Origin of the sequence: Herbidospora solisilvae (assembly GCF_009901565.1) — a bacterium.
GTDB lineage: Bacteria > Actinomycetota > Actinomycetes > Streptosporangiales > Streptosporangiaceae > Herbidospora > Herbidospora solisilvae.
This window is the reverse complement of sequence record NZ_WXEW01000006.1, coordinates 50306-71305: the sequence shown is the minus strand read 5'-3', so window position 1 is coordinate 71305 and position 21000 is coordinate 50306. Positions and strand designations below refer to the sequence as shown.

Genomic DNA, 21000 nt, shown 5'->3' with positions numbered 1-21000 from the left:
CGTCACTGCGCGGGGGCGGGCGACGTCATCAGGGCCTTCACGTCGAAGCCGGCCGGGATCATGCCGTACTCCGTCAGCGTGTCGGCGACCCGCTGGAGACGGGCCTCGCTCAGCGAGGTGGAGTAGGTGCCGAGCGCGATGACGGCGGCGGTGGCGGCGTCGATCTTCGTGTACTTCGGCAGCGCCTCCTCCACGACCTTGCGGTCGGAGGCGGCCAGGTTCTGCGCCTTGGCCAGGGCGCGCTGGAAGGCGGCGACCGTCTTGGGGTTCTCGCTGGTGAACTTCTCGGTCATCACCCAGCCGGCGATGGGGAAGTTCTCCAGCGGGCCGGCCATGCTGTCGGCGACCTTCTTGGCGCCGGCCTTGGCGTTGGCCGAGATGAACGGTTCGGCGACCCAGATCGCGTCGACGGTGCCGGTCTCCAGCGCCGCGCCCATCTCGGGCAGCGGCATGGGGACGTACTGCTCCTTCTCGTTGATCGTGACGCCGGCGACCTTGGCGGTCGCGGTCACCGCGAGGGTGCCGATCGCGTTCAGGGTGTTCACGGCGATCTTCTTGCCCGCGAGGTCGGCCGCGGTGTTGATGGCGGCGTTGTCACCCTTGGCCATGATGACGAAGTTGTCGGGGGCGGCCTGGTAGCTGTCGGCCACCACCTTGAACTTGCCGGCGCCGGCCTGCTGCGCGAGGAACAGCGCGACGTAGTTGCCGAGCATGGCGTCGAGCTGGCCCGCGACGAGCTTGGGCGTGGCGGCGGCGCCGCCGACCTCGACGGAGATCTTGACGTCGAGGCCTTCTTCCTTGAAGAAGCCGCGGTCCAGGGCGATCTGGATGGGGGCGGCGTCGGGCACGGCCACGACGCCGATCGTCAGCGCGCTCTTCTCCAGGCCGCCGGAACCGCCGGTGGCGCTGTTGTCGGGCTCGCCGGTGCCGCAGGCCGAAAGAGTCAACGCGGCCAGCACGCCCACGATGAGCGTCCGGCCCGCAAATAGGCGCCTCATAGGTTGAGTCTCCTTAGATGGGGGGAAGCAACCCGCCCATGGCCGAAGATCGCGGGGCCCGGCGGGCGACGGCGAAGACTGTATCGGTTCGAAATCACCCTCAACAGGAATAAGAGCACTATGTCACCAAACTTGTAAATAAATAAGGTCCTGTGACTTTTGGGGGGTTAACAGAAGTAGTGGGCGTTTGGACCGGTCCAGCGATCGGCGGGGCTCGATCTCGGGATCGGGGCGGGCGTTGACCAGCGCGGCGGCAAGTATGTGATGAATCGTCATCTCTGGACCGGTCCAAAACCAATGTGACTATTGGTGGACCTCCTAGTCATATGCTCCAATTGCCCCTGGCTTATGGGAGGTATCCCGAAGAAAATTGAAATTTCTTTTATCGGAAGGGTGCGGCCTGTGAGGACGGCAACGATCGAACGTGATCACCGCACCGCGCCCGAAGCGCCGCCGGAACCCCCGAGGGAGCCGGCCGCGCATCGGGACACGACATCCGGTCGGATGGCGTTGCACAACTGGCGGGTGCGTAACCGCCTTATCGCACTGATCATGATTCCGACCGTCGCGGCGGTCGTTCTCGGCGCCATGCGCGTCATCAGCGCGGTTACCAGTGCCGCGGAATATCAGCGGGTGAGTGACATCGCCGCGTTCACCGGAACGCTGGGCGAACTCATCCAGGAGATCGAACTCGAACGGGATTTGACAGTCCCGTACATCGTGAACAAACGAAGCCAAGAGTCCGATCTCAACCTAATCGACGCACAACAGAACAAAGTGGACGTGCTCGCCGAAAAGGTGCTAGAGCGCGTACCGGAGATCGAAGGATCTCTTGGTGACCTCGGTAAAGAGAAGCTGACGCGGGTCGACGGCCGCCTTTCCGAGCTCCCCAACCTCCGCGAGATCACCATCAAGACCCAGCTGCCCGCGCTGCCCGCGCTGGAGAAGTACTCCCTGGTCATCGGCGACCTCCTGCGCTTCTACGAAGAGGTCGGCCAGGCCGGCACCGACGAGTCCATCGACGGCACCGCCGCCGCGCTGACCGCGCTGGCCCGTGCCAAGAACGAGCAGTCGATCATGCGTGGCCTGCTCGCCCTCGGCATCGAGATGCGCAACTTCACCCCGATCGAGCTCGACGCGGTGACCGCCGCCCGCAAGCGGTTCGAGAGCGAGATCGCCGCGTTCCGCGCCGCGGCCACCCCGGCCGAACGGCAGCTGTACGCCGACACCGTGACCGGCAGCCGCGTCGACCAGGCCGAGTTCCTGCGCGGTTCGGCGATGGAGCGCATCCGCCTCGACCGTCAGCTCGTCAACCTCGACGGCACCCCCGGCGAGGACTCGGAGATCTGGTTCGAGTCCAGCAGCTTCGGCATCGTCCGGATGTACGAGGTCGAGAAGCAGCTGGTCGCCTCGGTCGTGCAGCGGGCCGACACGCTGGCCGCCGCCGACCAGCGCGGCGCCCTGGTCAACATCCTGGTCGTCGTGGTCATCCTGGCGCTGGTGCTGCTCATCACCACCGGAATGGCCCGCTCGCTGACCACGCCGCTGCGGCGGCTGCGGTCGGAGGCCCTGGAGATCGCCGGGCACCGGCTGCCCGACCTGGTCCAGCGCCTGCGCGAGTCCGACGCCGCGCACGAATCGGTCCCGCACGTCGCCCCCATCGGCGTCAGCAGCGCCGACGAGATCGGTGAAGTGGCGCGGGCCTTCGACGAGGTCCACCGCGAGGCGGTCCGGCTGGCGGGTGACGAGTCGCGGCTGCGCAGCAACATCAGCGCGATGTTCGTCAACCTCTCCCGCCGTACCCAGACGCTGGTGGAGCGGCAGATCGCCCTGATCGACGGCCTGGAGCAGGGCGAGCAGGACGAGGCCCGGCTGGCCAACCTGTTCAAGCTCGACCACCTGGCGACGCGCATGCGCCGCAACTCGGAGAACCTCCTGGTCCTCGCGGGCCAGGAACCCGCCCGCCGGTGGAGCCAGCCGGTGGAGGTCACCGACGTCGTGCGCGCCTCGCTCTCGGAGGTCGAGGGCTACGAGCGCGTCGTCATCAACGTGCCGGGCGAGGTCGCGCTGGCCGGCCAGGCCGTCAACGACGTCATCCACCTGCTCGCCGAGCTGGTCGAGAACGCCCTGTCGTTCTCCGCCCGCGACACCCGCGTCATCGTCTCGGGCAACCGCATAGACGGTGGGGGAGTGATGGTGTCGGTGACCGACTCCGGCATCGGCATGAGCCCCGACGAGATCGGCGCCACGAACTGGCGGCTGGCCAACCCGCCGGTCGTGGACGTGTCGGTGTCCCGCCGAATGGGCCTGTTCGTGGTCGGCCGGCTCGCGCTGCGCAACGGCATCCGCGTGCAGATCCGCAACCACGACGGCGGCGGCCTGACCGCGATGGTGCTGCTGCCCGAGTCGCTGATCGCCGTGCCGCCGAGCGCGGTCCAGCAGAGTCCGCACTTCGGCAGCGGCGGGTACGCCCCCACCTGGACCCCCAAGGGCCAGCTGCCCCAGATGCCGCCGCAGCACGAGACCACCGGCGGCTGGGGCACGCCGCAGCTCGGCTCGACCGGTGGACGGCCCGCGCTGCCGTCGCCCGGTCCGCTGGGACCGTCGACGGGCCCGTACAACACCCAGCCCCCGCCGCCCTCCCACCACACGGGTCCGCAGCACACGGGACCCCAGCACACCGGCCCCCAGCACGCCGGGCCGCAACACACGGGTCCGCAGCACACCGGTCCCCAGCACACGGGTCCGCAGCCGTCGATGTTCGGCCCGCCGCCCCGGCAGCAGGGGTCGGCGCAGACCGGGCCGAACGGCGTTCCGGGAGGTCAGCCCTCGATGTTCGGCCCGCCGCCCCCGATGCCGCAGCAGCCAGGAAACCCGCTGCCCCGGCGCAAGTTCGACTCGGCCCTGGGCGGCCTGTCGGGCCTGAGCGAACGGGACGCCGACGTCACCGGCCCGCTGCCCGCGGTCCGGGAACCCGCCGGGCAGGACCGTCCCGAGGAGTTCCTGCCGATCTTCGCCTCGGTCGAGTCCGCGTGGTTCAAGAAGCCCGCCGAGGAGACCAAGGCAGAGGACGCCTGGAAGGAGTCCAAGGCCGACTCCGCGTGGGGGGTCGCCGCGGCGATCCAGCAGCCCCAGTTCGAGGCCAGCACCTCCGCCGGCCTGCCCAAGCGCGTACCCAAGGCCAACCTGGTCCCCGGCTCCGCCGAGCCGGGGCGGCAGGCGGCCGCCTCGCCACCGCCGTCGCTCTCCCCCGACCGCGCCAGAAGCCGGCTCTCCAGCCTGCAGTACGGCGTACGCCAGGGCCGGGCCGTGGCCCGGGGTGAGATCAGCGAGGACGAGGGTTACCCAGGAAGAGGGGAATGACCAGCGTGAGAGAGATGAGCCAGGCCGCCCGCGGCATCAACTGGCTGATCAACGACTTCGTGATGTCGGTGCCGGGCGTCGCCCACACCGTCGTCGTCTCGTCCGACGGCCTTCCGCTGGCCTACTCGGACGGATTCCCGAAGGACCGCGCCGACCAGCTCGCGGCGGTCGCGGCCGGGTTGATCTCGCTGACCCAGGGCGCCTCCCGGGTGTTCGAGGGAGGCCCGGTCACGCAGACCGTCGTGGAGATGCAGCGCGGACTGTTGCTGATCATGTCGATCAGCGACGGCTCCTGTCTGTCGGTGCTGGCGGCGGCCGACTGCGACATGGGATTGGTCGCCTACCAGATGACGCTGTTCGTCGAGCGTGCCGGTCAGGTACTCACGCCCGCGGTCAGGGCGGAACTCCAGGCTTCCAACCCGAGGAGATGACCATGGACTCGTGGGGGTCGCCGCCCTACGGGGGCGGCCAGCCGCCACCGCGCCCGGAGCCGGCCTCGCCGGTCCGCCCCTTCACCGTCACCGGCGGCCGCACGACACCGCGCATGCAGCTCGCGCTGGAGGCGCTGGTGTCGTCGGCCACGTCGCTGCAGCACGACCTGTCCCAGCGGCCGCCGGAGTACCGGGCGATCAGCTCCCTGTGCCGTCAGGTGCGGTCGGTGGCGGAGGTGTCGGCGCTGCTGCACATCCCGCTCGGGGTGATCCGCGTGGTGATCGCGGACATGGTCGCCGAGGGCCTGGTGCACGTGCACCAGCCGCAGTTGGACGCAGGGATGCCGGACTTGGGCTTGTTGGAAAGGGTGCTCAGTGGACTTCGACGTCTATAGTCACGGCGGCGGCGCGAGCCGCGGCCTGACCTCGACGAAGATTGTTGTGGCGGGTGGTTTCGGTGTGGGCAAGACCACCTTCGTCGGGGCGGTCTCCGAGATCGTCCCGCTGACGACCGAGGCGGTGATGACCGACGCCTCCAAGGACATCGACGACGTCGGTTTGACACCACACAAGACCACGACGACGGTGGCCATGGACTTCGGCCGGGTGTCGTTGGACGAGGATCTGATCCTCTACCTGTTCGGCACCCCTGGTCAGCACCGTTTCTGGTTCATGTGGGACGACTTGGTCAGAGGCGCCATCGGCGCGATCGTCTTGGTGGACACGCGGCGGCTGGCCGACAGCTTCCCCGCGGTGGACTACTTCGAGGAGGCCCAGCTCCCGTTCATCGTGGGCATCAACGGCTTCAACGGCCTCTACCCCCATGCCGAGGACGAGATCAGGGAGGCGCTCACCCTCTCCGCCCACGTCCCGATCGTCCGCACGGACGCCCGGTCCCGCGATTCGGTGAAGAACGCCCTGATCACGCTGGTGGAGCACGCGCTCACCTCGCGTGTGGGCGGTCCTCGCTGGTGAGCGGATAGGCTTGGGGGGCCGGGGGTAGTCCCCTGATCCACGACGATTCCCTTCGAGGCTGGCCAATCACGTGTTCGAGACGCTTTCCGACCGGCTGACTTCGGTCTTCTCCTCGCTCCGGTCCAAGGGCAGGCTTTCCGACGCCGACATCGACGCGACCTGCCGTGAGATCCGCATCGCCCTGCTCGAGGCAGACGTAGCGCTGCCGGTGGTCAAGGACTTCGTGGCCCACGTCAAAGAGCGGGCCCGGGGAGCCGAGGTCTCACAGGCGCTGAACCCGGCGCAGCAGGTCGTGAAGATCGTCAACGACGAGCTGATCGAGATCCTCGGCGGCGAGACCCGCCGCCTGCGCCTGGCCAAGACCCCGCCGACGGTCATCATGCTCGCGGGTCTCCAGGGCGCCGGTAAGACCACCCTGGCCGGCAAGCTGGCCCGGTGGCTGCGCGACCAGAACCACGTGCCGCTCCTGGTGGCCTGTGACCTCCAGCGGCCCAACGCGGTGCAGCAGCTCTCGGTGATGGCCGAGCGCGCCGGCGTCGCCGTCTACGCGCCCGAACCGGGCAACGGCGTCGGCGACCCGGTCCAGGTGGCCCGCCAGTCGATCGACCACGCCCGTCGTCAGCAGCACGACGTCGTCATCATCGACACCGCCGGCCGCCTGGGCATCGACCAGGAGCTGATGGCCCAGGCCGCCGACATCCGCGACGCGGTCAGCCCCGACGAGGTCCTGTTCGTGGTCGACGCCATGATCGGCCAGGACGCCGTCACCACGGCGCAGGCGTTTATGGACGGGGTCGGCTTCGACGGGGTCGTCCTCACCAAGCTCGACGGCGACGCCCGCGGCGGCGCGGCCCTGTCGGTGCGCCACATCACCGGCCGCCCGATCATGTTCGCGTCCACGGGTGAGAAGCTCGAGGACTTCGACGCCTTCCACCCCGACCGCATGGCGGGCCGGATCCTCGACATGGGTGACATCCTCACCCTGATCGAGCAGGCGCAGCGCACGTTCGACGAGGCCGAGGCCGCCAAGATGGCCGGCAAGCTGGCCTCGGGCGACGACTTCACCCTCGACGACTTCCTCGAGCAGATGATGATGGTCCGCCGCATGGGCCCCATCAAGAACCTGCTCGGCATGATGCCCGGCATGGGCCAGATGCGCGACCAGCTCAACCAGGTCGACGACAAGGACCTCGACCGGGTCGCCGCCATCATCCGGTCGATGACCCCGGGCGAGCGGTCCGAACCGAAGATCATCAACGGTTCCCGCCGGGCCCGCATCGCGCGCGGCTCCGGCGTGAGCGTCACCGAGGTCAACAACCTGGTGACCCGCTTCTTCGAGGCGCAGAAGATGATGAAGCGCATGTCGCAGGGCATCGGCATCCCCGGCATGCCGGGAGGCAAGCGCAACCAGAAGCAGGCCAAGCCGAAGAAGGGCCGGCGCGTGAGCGGCGACCCGCGCAAGGCCGGCCTGCCGAAGGAGCCCGCCGCCGACGCGCCGGCCAAGCAGCCGGGCGGCATGCTGGGCAACCTCGGCCCCGGCAAGCTGCCGAAGGGCCTGGAGCTGCCGCCGGGCTTCGACCCGTCGAAGTTCAAGCTGCCCGGGCAGAAGTAGCCGCTCAGATCTGGCACAATGTCATGTTGGAACATCGTGGTCCGGCGGGCGCCCTCTAATCCCCGCCTCCGCGCCTGTCCCTGGAGTGGCCGCCACCTCGTGCCCCACTCGATGTGACGCCGCTCATCCATTTTTGAAGCAGGAGAGACCACACCCGTGGCAGTCAAGATCAAGCTCAAGCGGCTCGGCATGATCCGCAACCCGCAGTACCGCATCGTCGTCGCCGACAGCCGCACCAAGCGTGACGGCCGTGCGATCGAGGAGATCGGGCTGTACCACCCGAAGGAGCACCCCTCGCGCATCGAGGTCAACTCCGAGCGGGCGCAGTACTGGCTGGGTGTCGGCGCGCAGCCGACCGACCCGGTCCTGAAGCTCTTCAAGCTGACCGGTGACTGGCAGAAGTTCAAGGGCGAGGCCGCTCCGGCTCCGCTGCTCGTCGCCGAGCCCGCGGCCGACCGCCACGCCGCCTACGAGGCCGCCGCCAAGGAGGCCCTGTCGGCCGACACCGGCGCCGCCACCACGCCGCGGAAGTCGAAGAAGGCCGAGCCCAAGGCCGAGACCGCCGCCGAGGCGCCCGCCGAGCCCACCTCGGAAACCGAGGCCTGACGTGCTCGAGGAGGCCCTCGAGCACCTGGTGAAGGGCATCGTCGAACATCCCGACGAGGTCCGCGTTCGCGCGCGGAAGATCCGCACCGGGCGTGTCCTGGAGGTGCGGGTCCACCCCGATGACCTCGGCAAGGTCATCGGGCGCGGGGGCCGCACGGCCAAGGCGTTGCGCACCGTCGTCAACGCCCTGTCCGACGGCAAGTACGTCCGGGTCGACCTGGTCGACCTGAACGAAGCCCGCTGAAAGCAGCTTCGCTGAAAGCAGCCCGTCATCCCGGGGGACCTCACGGTCTCCCGGGATCGTCGTTTCTGGAGAACTTCCTTATGCAGCTCGTCGTCGGCCGGATCGGCCGCCCCCACGGCGTCCGCGGTGAGGTGACCGTCGAGGTCCGCACCGACGAGCCGGGGGAGCGGTTCGCGCCCGGCACGCGGCTGGCCACCGACCCGGCCTCCCGGGGGCCGCTCACGGTCCGCCACGCCCGCTGGCACAAGGGCATCCTGCTGCTGTCGCTCGACGGGGTCGACGGGCGGGAGGCCGCCGAGGCCCTGCGCGACACGATGCTCGTCATCGACTCGGCCGAGATCCCGCCCTCCGACGACCCCGACGAGTTCCACGACCACCAGCTCATCGGGCTGGCCGTGGTGAACCCCGAGGGGGAGCGTCTCGGCGAGGTGACCGACGTCCTGCACCACGGGCAGGACCTGCTGGTGGTCAAGCGGCCCGGCCGCGACGACGCCTACGTCCCGTTCGTGAAGGCGCTGGTGCCCGACGTCGACCTCGCGGCCGGGCGGCTGGTCGTCTCCGCGCCTCCGGGCCTGTTCGACCTCGACGCCTGACATGCGCATCGACGTCATCTCGATCTTCCCCGAGTACTTCGCGCCCCTCGACGTCTCGCTGATGGGCAAGGCGCGGGCCAAGGGCATCCTCGACGTGCGCCTCCACCAGTTGCGGGAATGGGCGCACGACGTCCACAAGACCGTCGACGACACCCCCTACGGGGGCGGCCCCGGCATGGTCATGAAGCCCGAGATCTGGGGCGCGGCCATCGACGACGTGGTCGCGAGCGGCGAGGGCCTGCCCCGGATGATCGTGCCCACCCCGAGCGGGCGGCCGTTCACCCAGGCCGTGGCGCTCGAATACGCCGCCGAGCCGTGGTTGTTGTTCGCGCCGGCCCGCTACGAGGGCATCGACAGCCGGGTCATGATCGAGTACGGCTCCCGCCTGCGGCTCGACGAGGTCTCCATCGGCGACTACGTGCTGGCCGGGGGCGAGGCGGCCGTGCTGGTTATGGTCGAGGCCGTCGCCCGGCTGCTGCCCGGAGTGCTCGGCAACGCCGTGTCTGCCGTCGACGACTCGTTCGCGCCGGGGGCCATGGAGAACCTGCTCGAAGGCCCGGTGTTCACCAAACCGCCCGTGTGGCGCGGCCACGAGGTGCCGGAAGTGTTGCTCTCGGGCCACCACGGCAAGATCGCCCGCTGGCGCCGGGACGAGGCGCTGCGCCGCACCTTCCGCAAACGCCCGGAACTGCTGGAGCGCGGGGAGTTGTCGAAGGCCGATCTCAAGGCGATCGAGTCGTTTCGCGCCGATGGCGATCCTGTGGCAGACTGAAGCGCTGAATGCCTGCCGTTCGCAGGTTAGTCGTGCCCGCGTCCTTCTCGACGCCCCGCCTCACAGGGGACGGACGGACCTCCGGGTGCTCTCTCAACTGATGAGGAACCTCAGTCATGCACACGCAGATCCAGGAGCTCGAGAAGGCTGCCCTCCGCAGCGACATCCCGGCGTTCCGCCCCGGTGACACGCTGGAAGTGCACGTCCGCGTCGTCGAAGGCAACCGCTCCCGAATCCAGGTCTTCAAGGGCTTCGTGCTGCGCCGCCAGAACGGTGGCCTCCGTGAGACGTTCACCGTTCGCAAGATCAGCTACGGCGTCGGCGTCGAGCGGACCTTCCCGGTGCACAGCCCGGTCATCGAGAAGATCACGCTGGTGACCCGTGGCGACGTCCGCCGCGCCAAGCTCTACTACATGCGTGACCTGCGCGGCAAGGCCGCCCGCATCCGCGAGCGCCGCGACGCCCTGCCCGCGAAGTAAAGCGGCATTTCCCTGCAAGCCCGTGCCTGACCGGCACGGGCTTTCGCAGTTTTGCGCCTGGAAGCCGAGTCGGCGACGTCGCGTACTGTGACCATGATTTAGGCTCGTCTAGGCACGCGCGGGCGCGCCGCATCTCTTGACTTCCCAGACCAGGACGGGGTGGACGTGGTCGCCGAAGACACCCATCAGAACGCCAAGCCCGGCAAAGACAAAAAGGGCGGCTCGTTCTGGCGTGAACTGCCCGTGCTGATCGTGGTCGCGCTGGTGCTCGCCCTGCTCATCAAGTCGTTCGTGGTCCAGGCGTTCTACATCCCGTCGGAGTCGATGGAGAACACGCTCCTGAAGAACGACCGGGTCCTGGTCAACAAGCTCGTCTACCGCGTGCGCGACATCGAGCGCGGCGACATCGTCGTCTTCTCCGGCGTCGACTCCTGGGCCGGCGAGGTCCAGTTCGACCCGCCCGCCAACCCGGTCGCCGGGTTCTTCCGCTGGGTCGGCACCGCGTTCGGCGTGGTCCCCGGCGAGAAGGACTACATCAAGCGGGTCATCGGCGTCCCCGGCGACAAGGTCAAGTGCTGCGACGAGGGCCAGGGGGGCCGCATCACCGTCAACGGGGTGCCCCTCGACGAAGAGAGCTACCTCTACCCCGGTGACGTTCCGTCACTGGGCAACTTCGAGATCGAGGTTCCGCCCGGCCGCCTGTGGGTCATGGGCGACCACCGCTCCGTCTCGCTCGACTCGCGCGCCCACGGCGGCGACCCGGGTGGCGGCGCCATCCCGATCGACCAGGTCATCGGCCGTGCGTTCGTGAAGGTCTGGCCGTTCGACCGGGCCGGGATCCTGCCGATCCCCGAGACGTTCAGCCAGAAGGGCCTGGCCGCCGCGGCGGGCGCGGCCCCGCTGCTGCTGGGCTTCGCGGGTGCCTTCCCGCTCCTGGCCCTTAGGCGCCGCATACGCGTCAAGCGGTAGTCTTCGCTCCCGTGGCCGTCGCAGAAGAAGAGACCAACGCCTCCGGCAAGCCCGAGGAATCCGGCAAGCCGGAGAAAAAGAAGAAGTCAGCCCTCCGGGAGACGATCACCTTCACGATCGGCGGCATCGTCGTCGCCCTCCTGGTCCACTTCTTCGTCATGCGGTCGTTCTGGATCCCGTCGGAGTCGATGGAGAACACCCTCCTGGTCAACGACCGGGTGGTGGTCCTCCAGTTCGGTTCCATCGACCGCGGCGACATCGTGGTCTTCAAGGGCTGGGACGGCGAGGACACGATCAAGCGGGTCATCGGCAAGGGCGGCGACACCGTGAAGTGCTGCGACGCCCAGCGCCGCATCACGGTCAACGGCACCCCGATCGAGGAAGAGGGCAAGTACCTCTATCCCGGCGACTACGCCGGCCGTACCTTCGAGGTGAAGGTGCCCGCGGGACGCCTGTGGCTGATGGGAGACCACCGGTCCAACTCGATGGACTCCCGGTCCTACATCGACGACGAGTTCAAGGGAACGATCTCCGAAGACGACGTCATCGGCTTCGCCTTCGCCCGTTATTGGCCGCTTGACCGGCTCACATTCATATCGCGGCCGGACACCTTCTCCAACGTCCGGTGATGGGGCGTACGCTGCTTCTGTCATGACAGTCGCTTACCGTCCGCGCCCGAGCGTGGTCCGCCGTGACTCCGGCCTCTACGGCTACGAGCGCGCCCTGGCCCGCCGGGGCCTCAAGCCCGTCGCCGGCGTCGACGAAGCGGGTCGCGGCGCCTGCGCCGGCCCGCTGGTGGTCGCCGCGGTGGTGCTCGGACGTGAGCTCGACGGCCTCAACGACTCCAAACTGCTGACCGAGGCCCGCCGCGAGGAGCACTACGCCAGGATCATGGCGACCGCGAAGGCCGTCAGCGTCGTCGTCATCCCGCCCGCCGAGATCGACCAGCGCGGCCTCCACAAGTGCAACGTGGCGGGAATGCGCCGCGCGGTCGCCGGGTTGGGTCTCACACCCGGATACATCCTGACCGACGGATTCCCGGTCCCCGGCCTCCCGGCGCCCTCACTCGCCGTTTGGAAGGGCGACCAGGTGGCCGCCTGCATAGCGGCCGCGTCCATCGTCGCGAAGGTGACCCGGGACCGCATGATGACAACCCTGCACGAATCATTCCCCCAATACGGTTTCGCGGGGCACAAGGGATATGTGACCAGAGACCACAGAGCCGCCCTCGCGCACCACGGGCCAAGCCAGCACCATCGGTTCTCGTTCGTGACAGTGGCTCGGACGATGCCGGGTATGAGGATGCGGGAGAATGAACCAGGGGCCGAAACGGGGTTGGGAACAGGAGGGCCGGAATGAGCGCGGAGGATCTCGAGAAGTACGAGACCGAGATGGAGCTGCAGCTCTACCGCGAGTACCGCGATGTGGTCGGTCTGTTCACGTACGTCGTCGAAACCGAACGTCGGTTCTACCTGACGAACTCGGTCGACATGGAGGTGCGCACCGCCGAGAACGGCGAAGTCTTCTTCGACGTGAAGATGCAGGACGCATGGGTGTGGGACATGTATCGACCGGCGAGATTCGTGAAGAACGTACGCGTGGTGACGTTCAAGGACGTGAACGTCGAAGAGCTCGCCAAGCCTGACCTGGAGATGCCGAAGGAGGGCTTCTCGAGCTGAGGCGCACGCTTCCCGGGGCCGGGTCCGCTTCCTGCGGGCCCGGCCCCTTCGCTTTTCCACAGGGCGGTGGTTGTCCACAGGCGGTCGGGCGGGACGGTCGAGGCCTGGTCGGGCCTGCCACCGTTGGCCGCATGGGAGCGGCGAAGGACGAGCTCGGGCGGGCCGGCGAGGAGCTGGCCGCCGGTTATCTGGTGGGCGAGGGGATGGAGATCCTCGCCCGGAACTGGCGGTGCCGGGAGGGCGAGATCGACATCGTCGCCCGGGACGGTGCGGTGCTGGTGGTGGTGGAGGTGCGAACGCGGTCTTCCTCGGCCTGTGGGTCGGCGTTCGCGTCGGTGACGGAGGCGAAGCTGGCGCGGCTGCGGCGGCTGGGGGCGCGGTGGCTGGCGGGGCAGGACGAGCGGTTCGCGTCAGTGCGGATCGACGTGGTGGCGCTGGACGGGTTCGCGGGGACCTTCTCGATCCGGCACGAGAAGGGGGTGTTCTGATGACGCGGGGTGAGGGGTACCAGCTCGCGGGCGATGCTGCCGGTGGCCGTGATCGGCTCGCGGTCACCGCCCTCCTTGGGGGTCGGGGACCGTAGCCCGCAGAGAACCGCGATGGGGCAGACCGTGTGGGGCGTCGTGCAAGGCGCGTCGGTGCGGATCGACGTGGTGGTGTTGGAGGCGCCCGTAAGCCTTCTCGGTCCGGCACGAGAAGAAGGTGTTCTGATGACGCGGGGCCAGGAACGCCAGGTCGTAGGCGATGCCGCCGGTCTTCGGGGCGGCCCTTGCCGTCGGTGACTCGCGATGGGACGCGGGCGTCGTAGGAAGCCGTCACGGCGGCGGCTGCCGGGTTTCGGTTCTTGCCGAGGATCTTCTTCCCTGTGTTCTGACGGGGCTGTTTCTTTTGGTTGATCGTGGGGGTCGCCTTCGGTGGAAGGCGTGAGGGGTGTTCGATGCCTGTTGCACGTACGCGGTCCGCCGCGCTGGTCGGGGTGGCCGGGCATACCGTCGAGGTCGAGGCCGATGTCGGACGGGGGCTGGTCGGGACCCACTTCATCGGGTTGCTCGACACGGCGATCAGTGAGGCCAGGGACCGGGTCAGGTCGGCCCTGCTGAACAGCAGGTTCGACTGGCCCGACGCCCGCGTGACCGTCTCGCTCTCCCCGGCCTCGCTGCCCAAGAAAGGCTCGTCCTTCGACCTGGCCATCGCCATGGCCGTGCTGGGCGCGGCGGGGATGGTGCCGCCCGAGCGGATCGCCGAGCCGTTCTTCCTCGGCGAGCTGGGCCTCGACGGGCGGGTGCGGCCGGTCCGCGGGGTCCTGCCGGCCGCGCTCGCGGCGGTCGCCGCCGGGGCGCGCACGATGGTCGTGCCGGCGGCCAACGCCGCCGAGGCGGCCCTCGTGCCGGAGCTGGCGGTGCTGCCCGTGGCGTCACTGGGAGAGCTCGTGGCGATTCTGCGGGAGGGCGAGGCGCGGGCGCGGGCGCCCTACTTCGATCCGATGGAGCTCGCCGTCCCGGCCGAGGAGAAGACGCTCGATCTGGCCGACGTCGCAGGTCAGGCGCAGGGGCGGTGCGCTCTGGAGATCTGCGCGGCCGGGGGTCACAACCTGTGGTTCCTGGGCCCGCCGGGGACCGGCAAGACCATGCTGGCCGAGCGGCTGACCACGATCATCCCGCCGCTCGACCGTGAACAGGCCCTCGAGGTCACCGCGATCCACTCCATCGCCGGCACCCTTCCCACCGGCCGTCCCCTGCTGGCCCGGCCGCCGTTCGTCGCGCCCCACCACACCGCCTCGGCGGCGGCCGTGATCGGCGGCGGGACGGGCCAGATCCGGCCCGGCGCGGTGTCGCTGGCGCATCGCGGCATCCTGTTCCTCGACGAGGCGCCGGAGTTCCCGGCCAGGGTGCTCGACTCGCTGCGCCAGCCGGTCGAGTCGGGCCAGGTCACGGTCTCGCGGGCGAGCGGCTCGGTGACGTTCCCGGCCCGCTTCACGCTGGCGCTGGCCGCCAACCCCTGCCCGTGCGGGCTCAGCGGCGAAGCCGGGCGGTTCTGCACCTGCACCCCGGCCGTCCGGCGGCGCTATCTGTCCCGTCTGTCGGGGCCGCTGCTCGACCGGGTCGACGTGAAGGTACGGCTCTCGCCCCCCACCCGGGCCGAACTCCTCGCCGACCGCGCGCTCACCGAATCCAGCGCCACCGTCGCCGAGCGGGTCGTGGAGGCCCGGGAACGTGCGGCCCGGCGCCTGTCCGGCACCCCGTGGCGGCTGAACGCCGAGGTCCCCTCGTCGCTGCTGCACGGCGGATGGCGCCTCGACCACAACGTGCTGGCCCCGCTGCACCGGGCCGTCGACCTGGGCACCCTCAGTGCCCGCGGGGTCGACCGCGTGCTCCGGGTGGCCTGGACGATCGCCGACATCAGCCGGCGTCCCCGGCCGTCGGCCGACGAGATCTCACTGGCACTCACGATGTGGATGGGAGAGGAACTGTGACCGGTGACCGGGCCGCACGCGCGGCCTTGACCCGGATCGCCGAGACCGGCGACGAGACCATGGGCCGCCAGATCGCCGCTCACGGCGCGGAGGCCGTGTTGGCCGGGATCCGCGCCGGGACCCTGGAGGGGGTCGACGAACGCAAGGCGGCGGCCTGGCGGATGAGGGCCCTCGCCGCCGGCGACCCCGACGACGACCTGGCGCGGTTCCGCTTCGTCGTCCCCGGCGACCCCGACTGGCCGGAGCAACTCGACGACCTGCGCGACGCCCGTCCGACCGGCCTCTGGGTGGACGGCAACGGCGATCTACGCCGGGCCTGCGCCCGCTCGATCGCACTGGTCGGGTCGCGGGCGGCCAGCGCCTACGGGGTCAACGTGGCCTCCGAACTGGCCTGCCGCCTGTCCGACCGGGGCTACTCGGTGGTCTCCGGGGGCGCGTACGGCATCGACGCCGCCGCCCACCGAGGCTGCCTGGCGGGTCCGTCGCCGACGGTCGCGATCCTGGCCTGCGGCGTGGACGTCCCCTATCCGGCCGCCCACCAGGAGCTGTTCGCCGCCATCCGTGAGGAGGGCCTGGTGATCAGCGAATCGCCGCCGGGGGTGAACCCGACGCGGTTACGCTTCCTCGTCCGCAACCGCGTCATCGCGGCGCTGTCGCGGGGGACCGTGGTCGTGCAGGCCGCCCCGCGCTCGGGCGCGCTGAACACCGCTCACCACGCCTTCCAGCTGAACCGGCAGCTGATGGCCATACCGGGCCCGGTGACGAGCGACGTCTCGGTCGGCTGCAACAACCTGATCCGTCTCGGAAAAGCCGTGTGCGTGACGTCGGCCGACGAGATCCTGGAACAGGTCGGCCAGGCCGGAGACGACATCGCCCCCATCCCCCGAGGCGCGGTCACCCGTCGCGACCTGCTCAGCCTGGAGTCCAAGCGCGTCCTCGACGCGATGCCGGGCGGGGCGGCCGTGATCGGCCCGGCAGAGGTGGCGCTCAAGGCCGGTCTGCCCCTGCCGGCGGCACTGGGCTGCCTGGGCAACCTGGAGGCCGGCGGCTACCTGAAGCGGGAGGGGAACGGCTGGCGGCTGACCGCCAGAGGAAGGGGAAGATAGACGGATATGTCGGGAGATCTTGAGGACGCGATCCAGGCCTTCGAACGCCACCTCCGGGTCGAACGCGGCCTGGCGGCCAACACCGTGCGGGCCTACATGGGCGACATGTCGTCCCTGGCGGACCACCTCATCGACGTGGGCGTCGACCGGGTCGAACTGATCGACGTGCGGGTCCTGCGCGACTGGCTGGGCGAGCAACACGAGACGGGCAAATCCCGCGCGACCCTGGCCCGCCGCACCGCCTGCGCCCGGTCATTCACGGCCTTCTGCCACCGCGCGGGCTGGCTGACGGCCGACCCGGGCCTCCTCCTCGGCACCGCCAAGGCCAGACGCACCCTGCCGAAGGTCCTTGACCAGGCCGAAGCGATCCGGATGCTGGATCCGCGGTTTGGCGCAGCCCAGGCGGCCGCTGGATCTGACGGCCCTCCCGTCGCCGGCGACGATCTCGGTTTTCGGCCGGCTCCCCCTGCTTGGGAGGGTGAGGGGCCGCTTTCCAGCAGCGGGCGGACCGCTTCCCACGGTTCTTCTGGTCATGGAGGGCCGGTCTCTGGGAGTGGGTGGACCGCTTCCCACGGTTCTTCTGGCCGTGGAGGGGCGGTCTCCGGCAGTGGGGGGACCGCTTCCCACGACGCTTCTGGCCGTGGAGGGCCGGTCTCGGGCAGCGGGTGGAGCGCTTCCCCCGGTTCTTTTGGCCATGGAGGGCCGGTCTCTAGGAGTGGGGGGACCGCTTCTCACGGTTCTTCTCGTGATGGGGGGCTCGTTTCCGGCAGTGGGGGGACCGCTTCCCACGATTCTTCTCGCCAGGCGAGGCCGGTCTCGGGCAGCGATTCGGAGCCGGTCCACGACGACCCCCTCGTCGTGGCGAAGGAGCTCCGGGATCAGGCTCTCCTGGAGGTGCTCTACGCCACCGGAATCCGGGTCGGCGAACTCTGCGGACTCGACGTGGACGACGTCGACCGGGAGCGGCGCACCATCCGCGTCCTCGGCAAAGGCGGCAGGGAGCGGGTCGTGCCGCTGGGAATGCCCGCGCTCGACGCGGTGGACGCCTGGTGCGTACGCGGGAGGCCGAGCCTCGTCGGCGGGCGCTCCGGCGCGGCGCTGTTCCTCGGCGTCAGGGGCGGTCGCATCGACCAGACCGCCGTGCGGCGAGTGGTGCACGCCCGGCTGGGCGCGGCGGGGGTGCCCGACATGGGACCCCACGGCCTGCGCCACACGGCCGCCACCCATCTCCTGGAAGGCGGCGCCGATCTCCGCAGTGTGCAGGAACTGCTCGGCCACGCCTCTCTGGGCACCACCCAGATCTACACGCACGTCTCGATCGAGCGCCTCAGGGCCGCCTACCAGCAGGCCCACCCCCGGGCTTGATCCCTGAGCACTCGCCGCGACACGTCAGCTCGGCAGCAGCCTGACCTGGCCCAGGCCCAGCAGGAGCAGCGGATCCAGATAGAGGTCTCCGCTCACCAGCCCCCAGTGCAGGCACGTCGCCGGACAGTGCCCATCAGGCCCGCCCACCCTCCCCAGCACCTCGCCCGTCCGCACCCGCTGCCCCTCGGTCACGGTCGCGTCGACCGGCAGGTACGTCGTCCGCAGCCCGTCGGCATGCGTCACGGTCACCACCCCGCGCCCGGCCACCTCGCGGGCCACCGTCACCACCCCCTCGCCGGCCGCCAGCACCTCCTGTCCTGCCACCGCGGGCAGGTCGACCCCGCGATGGCCGGACAACCAGCGTTCCGGCGGGGGAGTGAAGAGGCGGACGGGCCGGGGTTCGCCCGCCAAGGGCCACCCCCACTGGGCCGCGATCACGAGCGCCATGGAAGCTGGGAACAACATGGACCACAGCTTGGCGAAATCGTCGCGCTCGGCGACTCCCCGGCGACCGTCTGTGGAAAAACCCGTCCCACGTATGGCCGTAGGTGAGGAGTCGCGAGCTTCCGCGCGGCCCCTTGGCCCGCCACCAGATGAGAGACGACATGGGATGCGATGACCGGCCACGTCATCCTGCGGAAACCCGTCGCACGTATGGCCGGAGATGAGGAGTCGCGAGCTTCCGTGCGGCCCCTTGGCCCGCCATCAGATGAGAGACGACATGGGATGCGATGACCGGCCACGTCATCCTGCGGAAACCCGTCGCACGTATGGCCGGAGATGAGGAGTCGCGAGCTTCCGTGCGGCCCCTTGGCCCGCCATCAGATGAGAGACGACATGGGGATGCGATGACCGGCGACGTCATCAGGGAGCTGGGGCGGCTCGCCGGGGTGGACCTCGGCCACGTCACGGTCACCGGCCGGGAGCCGGTAATGCCCTCGCCGTTCCGCATCGGGACCGCCGCCGCGGCCGCCGTCGGGGCGGCGACGGCGGCCGTCGCGGCGCTGACCGGGGAGCACGGGCGGGCGGAGGTCGACGTGAGGCACGCCGCCGTCGCCTTCCGCAGTGAGCGGCACTTCCGGATCGGCGACGAGGCGATCCCGCTGTGGGCGCCGCTCAGCGGTGACTACGCCTGCGCCGACGGCCGGGTCAGGATCCACGCCAACTTCGACCACCATCGGGACGCGGCGCTGGTCGCTCTCGGCCTGCCCCTGAACGCCACCAGGGAGGAGGTGGAGAGGGCGTGCACAACACGTACAGGCCTGGAGATCGAGGAGACGGTCACCCGGGCTGGGGGATGCGCGGCCGCGATGCGGAGCGGGCGCGAATGGGCGCGGCACCCGCACGGGCGGGTGGTGGCCGGGCGGCCGCTGCTCACGCTCGACCGGCTTCCCGGGCCGCCGCCGGGCGAGACGGGGATGCGGGTGGTCGACCTGACCCGGGTGATCGCGGGGCCGGTCGCGAGCCGGTTCCTCGCCTCGCGCGGGGCCGAGGTCATGCACGTCTGCGGGAGCCGGATCCCCGAGGTTCCGGGGCTGGTGCTGGAGACGGCCGCCGGGAAGCGGTCGTGCCTCGTCGATCTGCCCGCCGACGCCGAACGGCTCAGGGAGCTCGTCAGGGGGGCCGACGTCGTCATCCGGGGCTATCGCCCGGGGGCGCTCGACCGGCTCGGGTTCGGGACGGCCGATCTCTTCCGGCTGCGGCCCGGTCTCGTCGTGGTGGACGTCTCCGCCTACGGGCCGGGGCCGTGGCTGGGGCGGCGCGGGTTCGACAGCCTCGTGCAGACGGCGACGGGGATCGTGGCCGAAGCGGGTCCGCTGCCGTGTCAGGCGCTCGACCACGCCACCGGCTATCTGGCCGCCTTCGCGGCGGCCGCAGGGCTGCTCCGACGACGGCGGGAGGGCGGGTCGTGGCACGCGACCCTCTCGCTCGCCGCCACCGCCCACTGGCTCGACACCCTGGGCCGCACTCCGCCCGGCGGCGAACCCGAGGTGGACGACCTGCTGGAGACGCGCGACGGCTACACCTTCGTCAGGCCACCCGGTCTCATCGCCGGGCGTCCTCCAGCGTGGTCGCCTCCGCCGCGTCCCGGGGAGCACGAGCCCGTCTGGTGACCTGGCCCACCAGCGGCGACAACCACAGGCACGGGATGGTCAGCAGCGCACCCGCGAAGCACGCCCACATCGCCGGCCGCAGGCCCAGGAGTTCTCCCGCCACCCCGCCGAGCAGGCCGCCGATCCCCAGCGCGCCCTGCGTCAGGAAGTTGATCGAGGCGTTCACCCGGCCGATCAGCCCGGGGGCCGTCTCCTGCAACGACATCGCCCCGGAGCACACGCTGAAGCAGACCACGGCCACGCCCACCACGGCCTCGGCCGCGCCGATCAGCAGCACGCACCACCACACAGGGCCGCTCACGGCCGCCATGACCAGGAACCCGAGCGGGAAGAACAACACGGCCCCGAGCAGCACCGCCGGGCCTCCATAACGCCGCGACAACGTGGGGGCCACGAACGCCCCCACGAGCCCGCCGGCGCCGAAGCCCATCATCATGATCCCGACGAGCCCGCCCGGCAGCCCGAGCACGTGGACGGCGTACAGGACGTAGACGGCGAGCTGGGCGGCGGCGAACAGATTGACCGTCATCCCGCACAGGGCCAGCGCCCGCAGGACCGGGTGGCGGGCCAGCGCGGACATGCCCTCGGCGACCTCGCGCCGCAGCGACCGTCTCGGGGAGGCCGGGCGGGGCGGCTCCTCGGCGCGGATCGAGCGCAGGAGCAGGGCCGAGGTCACGAACGTCACGGCGTTCACCACGAGGGCCAGCGGCGCCGACAACACGCTCACCAGGACGCCCGCCAGGCCCGGGCCGCCGAGCTGGGCGATGGAGAAGACCGACTGCATGCCGGCGATGGCCTCGGTCCGCTGCGGTTCGGCGACGACGCTGGTCAGGTGGGGCATGGTGAAGTTCCGGAAGGTCACCGTGCAGGCGCCGACCACCAGGGCGACGCCGATCAGCCAGTGGACGGTCAGCAGGCCGAGCAGCCAGGCGACGGGGACCGTCGCGACGGCCGTACCGGAGATCAGTTCACACAGCACCAGGACCGGGCGGCGGCGGCGGACGCGGTCGGCCCAGACCCCGACGGGGAGGCCGACGAAGAGGAACGGCAGAGAGGCGGCGGCGGTGAGCACGCCCATCTCCATCGGCGAGGCGGCGAGCAGGGTGACGGCGGTGAGCGGGACGGCCAGGCGGGAGACCTCGCTGCCGGCTTCGGTGACGGCCCGGGCGGACCAGAGGAGGCGGTAGTCGCGCTGACGGCGGAGGGGGATCATATTTATGA

Annotated in this window: 21 protein-coding genes and 2 pseudogenes; 20 read left to right on the top strand and 3 right to left on the bottom strand. The window is 70.2% G+C overall.

From position 1 onward, the window contains the following. Positions 1-2: 2 nt before the first annotated feature. Positions 3-998, bottom strand: a complete 996-nt coding sequence (locus tag GT755_RS20355; protein WP_161481275.1) for an ABC transporter substrate-binding protein — start codon at positions 996-998, stop codon at positions 3-5. A 552-nt stretch (positions 999-1550) separates the two neighbouring features. On the opposite strand from GT755_RS20355, the gene GT755_RS20350 reads away from it, so the two are divergent. The 19 genes and pseudogenes from GT755_RS20350 to GT755_RS39800 form a co-directional block, all read left to right on the top strand. Continuing rightward, positions 1551-4361: a sensor histidine kinase gene (locus tag GT755_RS20350; RefSeq protein WP_161481274.1), complete on the top strand. Its 2811-nt coding sequence runs from the start codon at positions 1551-1553 to the stop codon at positions 4359-4361. Then, a complete protein-coding gene (locus GT755_RS20345; RefSeq protein ID WP_030455657.1) occupies positions 4358-4792 on the top strand; it encodes a roadblock/LC7 domain-containing protein in 435 nt (144 codons plus the stop codon). Before GT755_RS20350 ends, GT755_RS20345 begins: the two co-directional genes overlap by 4 nt. Positions 4793-4794: 2 nt before the next feature. Beyond that, positions 4795-5187 carry a DUF742 domain-containing protein gene (locus GT755_RS20340; protein ID WP_030455658.1) on the top strand — a complete coding sequence of 131 codons (393 nt, stop codon included), beginning with the start codon at positions 4795-4797 and terminating at the stop codon, positions 5185-5187. Between the two features lie 25 nt (positions 5188-5212). Further along, positions 5213-5767 carry a GTP-binding protein gene (locus tag GT755_RS20335; RefSeq protein ID WP_030455659.1) on the top strand — a complete coding sequence of 185 codons (555 nt, stop codon included), beginning with the start codon at positions 5213-5215 and terminating at the stop codon, positions 5765-5767. A 70-nt stretch (positions 5768-5837) separates the two neighbouring features. Further along, positions 5838-7379 carry a signal recognition particle protein gene (gene ffh, locus GT755_RS20330; RefSeq protein WP_161481273.1) on the top strand — a complete coding sequence of 514 codons (1542 nt, stop codon included), beginning with the start codon at positions 5838-5840 and terminating at the stop codon, positions 7377-7379. A gap of 156 nt (positions 7380-7535) precedes the next feature. Beyond that, complete coding sequence (rpsP, locus tag GT755_RS20325; protein ID WP_161481272.1) at positions 7536-7985, top strand: 30S ribosomal protein S16; 450 nt, start codon at positions 7536-7538, stop codon at positions 7983-7985. Position 7986: 1 nt separating this feature from the next. Further along, entirely contained in the window at positions 7987-8229 is a 243-nt protein-coding gene (locus GT755_RS20320) for an RNA-binding protein (protein ID WP_030455662.1), read from the top strand. An 80-nt stretch (positions 8230-8309) separates the two neighbouring features. Beyond that, complete coding sequence (gene rimM, locus GT755_RS20315; RefSeq protein ID WP_161481271.1) at positions 8310-8822, top strand: ribosome maturation factor RimM; 513 nt, start codon at positions 8310-8312, stop codon at positions 8820-8822. A 1-nt stretch (position 8823) separates the two neighbouring features. Then, positions 8824-9594 carry a tRNA (guanosine(37)-N1)-methyltransferase TrmD gene (gene trmD / locus GT755_RS20310; RefSeq protein ID WP_161481270.1) on the top strand — a complete coding sequence of 257 codons (771 nt, stop codon included), beginning with the start codon at positions 8824-8826 and terminating at the stop codon, positions 9592-9594. Positions 9595-9710: 116 nt separating this feature from the next. Next, complete coding sequence (gene rplS / locus GT755_RS20305; protein WP_030455665.1) at positions 9711-10073, top strand: 50S ribosomal protein L19; 363 nt, start codon at positions 9711-9713, stop codon at positions 10071-10073. Positions 10074-10238: 165 nt separating this feature from the next. Beyond that, positions 10239-11042: a signal peptidase I gene (gene lepB / locus GT755_RS20300; protein ID WP_285588959.1), complete on the top strand. Its 804-nt coding sequence runs from the start codon at positions 10239-10241 to the stop codon at positions 11040-11042. 11 nt (positions 11043-11053) lie between these two features. Beyond that, on the top strand, positions 11054-11671 hold the full coding sequence (gene lepB / locus GT755_RS20295) for a signal peptidase I (protein ID WP_161481268.1): 618 nt from the start codon (positions 11054-11056) through the stop codon (positions 11669-11671). Positions 11672-11693: 22 nt separating this feature from the next. Next, positions 11694-12401: a ribonuclease HII gene (locus tag GT755_RS20290; RefSeq protein WP_161481267.1), complete on the top strand. Its 708-nt coding sequence runs from the start codon at positions 11694-11696 to the stop codon at positions 12399-12401. Continuing rightward, positions 12398-12721 carry a DUF2469 domain-containing protein gene (locus GT755_RS20285; protein ID WP_030455669.1) on the top strand — a complete coding sequence of 108 codons (324 nt, stop codon included), beginning with the start codon at positions 12398-12400 and terminating at the stop codon, positions 12719-12721. Before GT755_RS20290 ends, GT755_RS20285 begins: the two co-directional genes overlap by 4 nt. Before the next feature lie 131 nt (positions 12722-12852). Continuing rightward, positions 12853-13209, top strand: a complete 357-nt coding sequence (locus tag GT755_RS20280) for a YraN family protein (RefSeq protein ID WP_161481266.1) — start codon at positions 12853-12855, stop codon at positions 13207-13209. Between the two features lie 449 nt (positions 13210-13658). Continuing rightward, positions 13659-15194 carry a YifB family Mg chelatase-like AAA ATPase gene (locus GT755_RS20275; protein ID WP_161481265.1) on the top strand — a complete coding sequence of 512 codons (1536 nt, stop codon included), beginning with the start codon at positions 13659-13661 and terminating at the stop codon, positions 15192-15194. Continuing rightward, entirely contained in the window at positions 15191-16300 is a 1110-nt protein-coding gene (gene dprA / locus GT755_RS20270) for a DNA-processing protein DprA (protein WP_328794432.1), read from the top strand. The genes GT755_RS20275 and dprA overlap by 4 nt, the downstream gene beginning before the upstream one ends. Before the next feature lie 6 nt (positions 16301-16306). Then, positions 16307-16567 (top strand): annotated as a pseudogene (locus GT755_RS39805) (site-specific integrase); the annotation flags it as partial. A gap of 600 nt (positions 16568-17167) precedes the next feature. After that, a pseudogene (locus tag GT755_RS39800) lies at positions 17168-17665 on the top strand (tyrosine-type recombinase/integrase); the annotation flags it as partial. 24 nt (positions 17666-17689) lie between these two features. On the opposite strand, the gene GT755_RS20260 reads toward GT755_RS39800, so the two are convergent. Continuing rightward, positions 17690-18130 (bottom strand): M23 family metallopeptidase, encoded by a 441-nt coding sequence (locus GT755_RS20260; RefSeq protein WP_161481264.1) that lies wholly within the window; start codon positions 18128-18130, stop codon positions 17690-17692. A gap of 383 nt (positions 18131-18513) precedes the next feature. Between GT755_RS20260 and GT755_RS20255 the strand changes: the two genes are divergently transcribed. Then, entirely contained in the window at positions 18514-19779 is a 1266-nt protein-coding gene (locus GT755_RS20255) for a CoA transferase (RefSeq protein ID WP_161481263.1), read from the top strand. Here the strand turns inward: GT755_RS20255 and GT755_RS20250 are convergent. After that, positions 19712-20992: an MFS transporter gene (locus tag GT755_RS20250; protein WP_161481262.1), complete on the bottom strand. Its 1281-nt coding sequence runs from the start codon at positions 20990-20992 to the stop codon at positions 19712-19714. The genes GT755_RS20255 and GT755_RS20250 overlap by 68 nt on opposite strands. Positions 20993-21000: the final 8 nt, after the last annotated feature.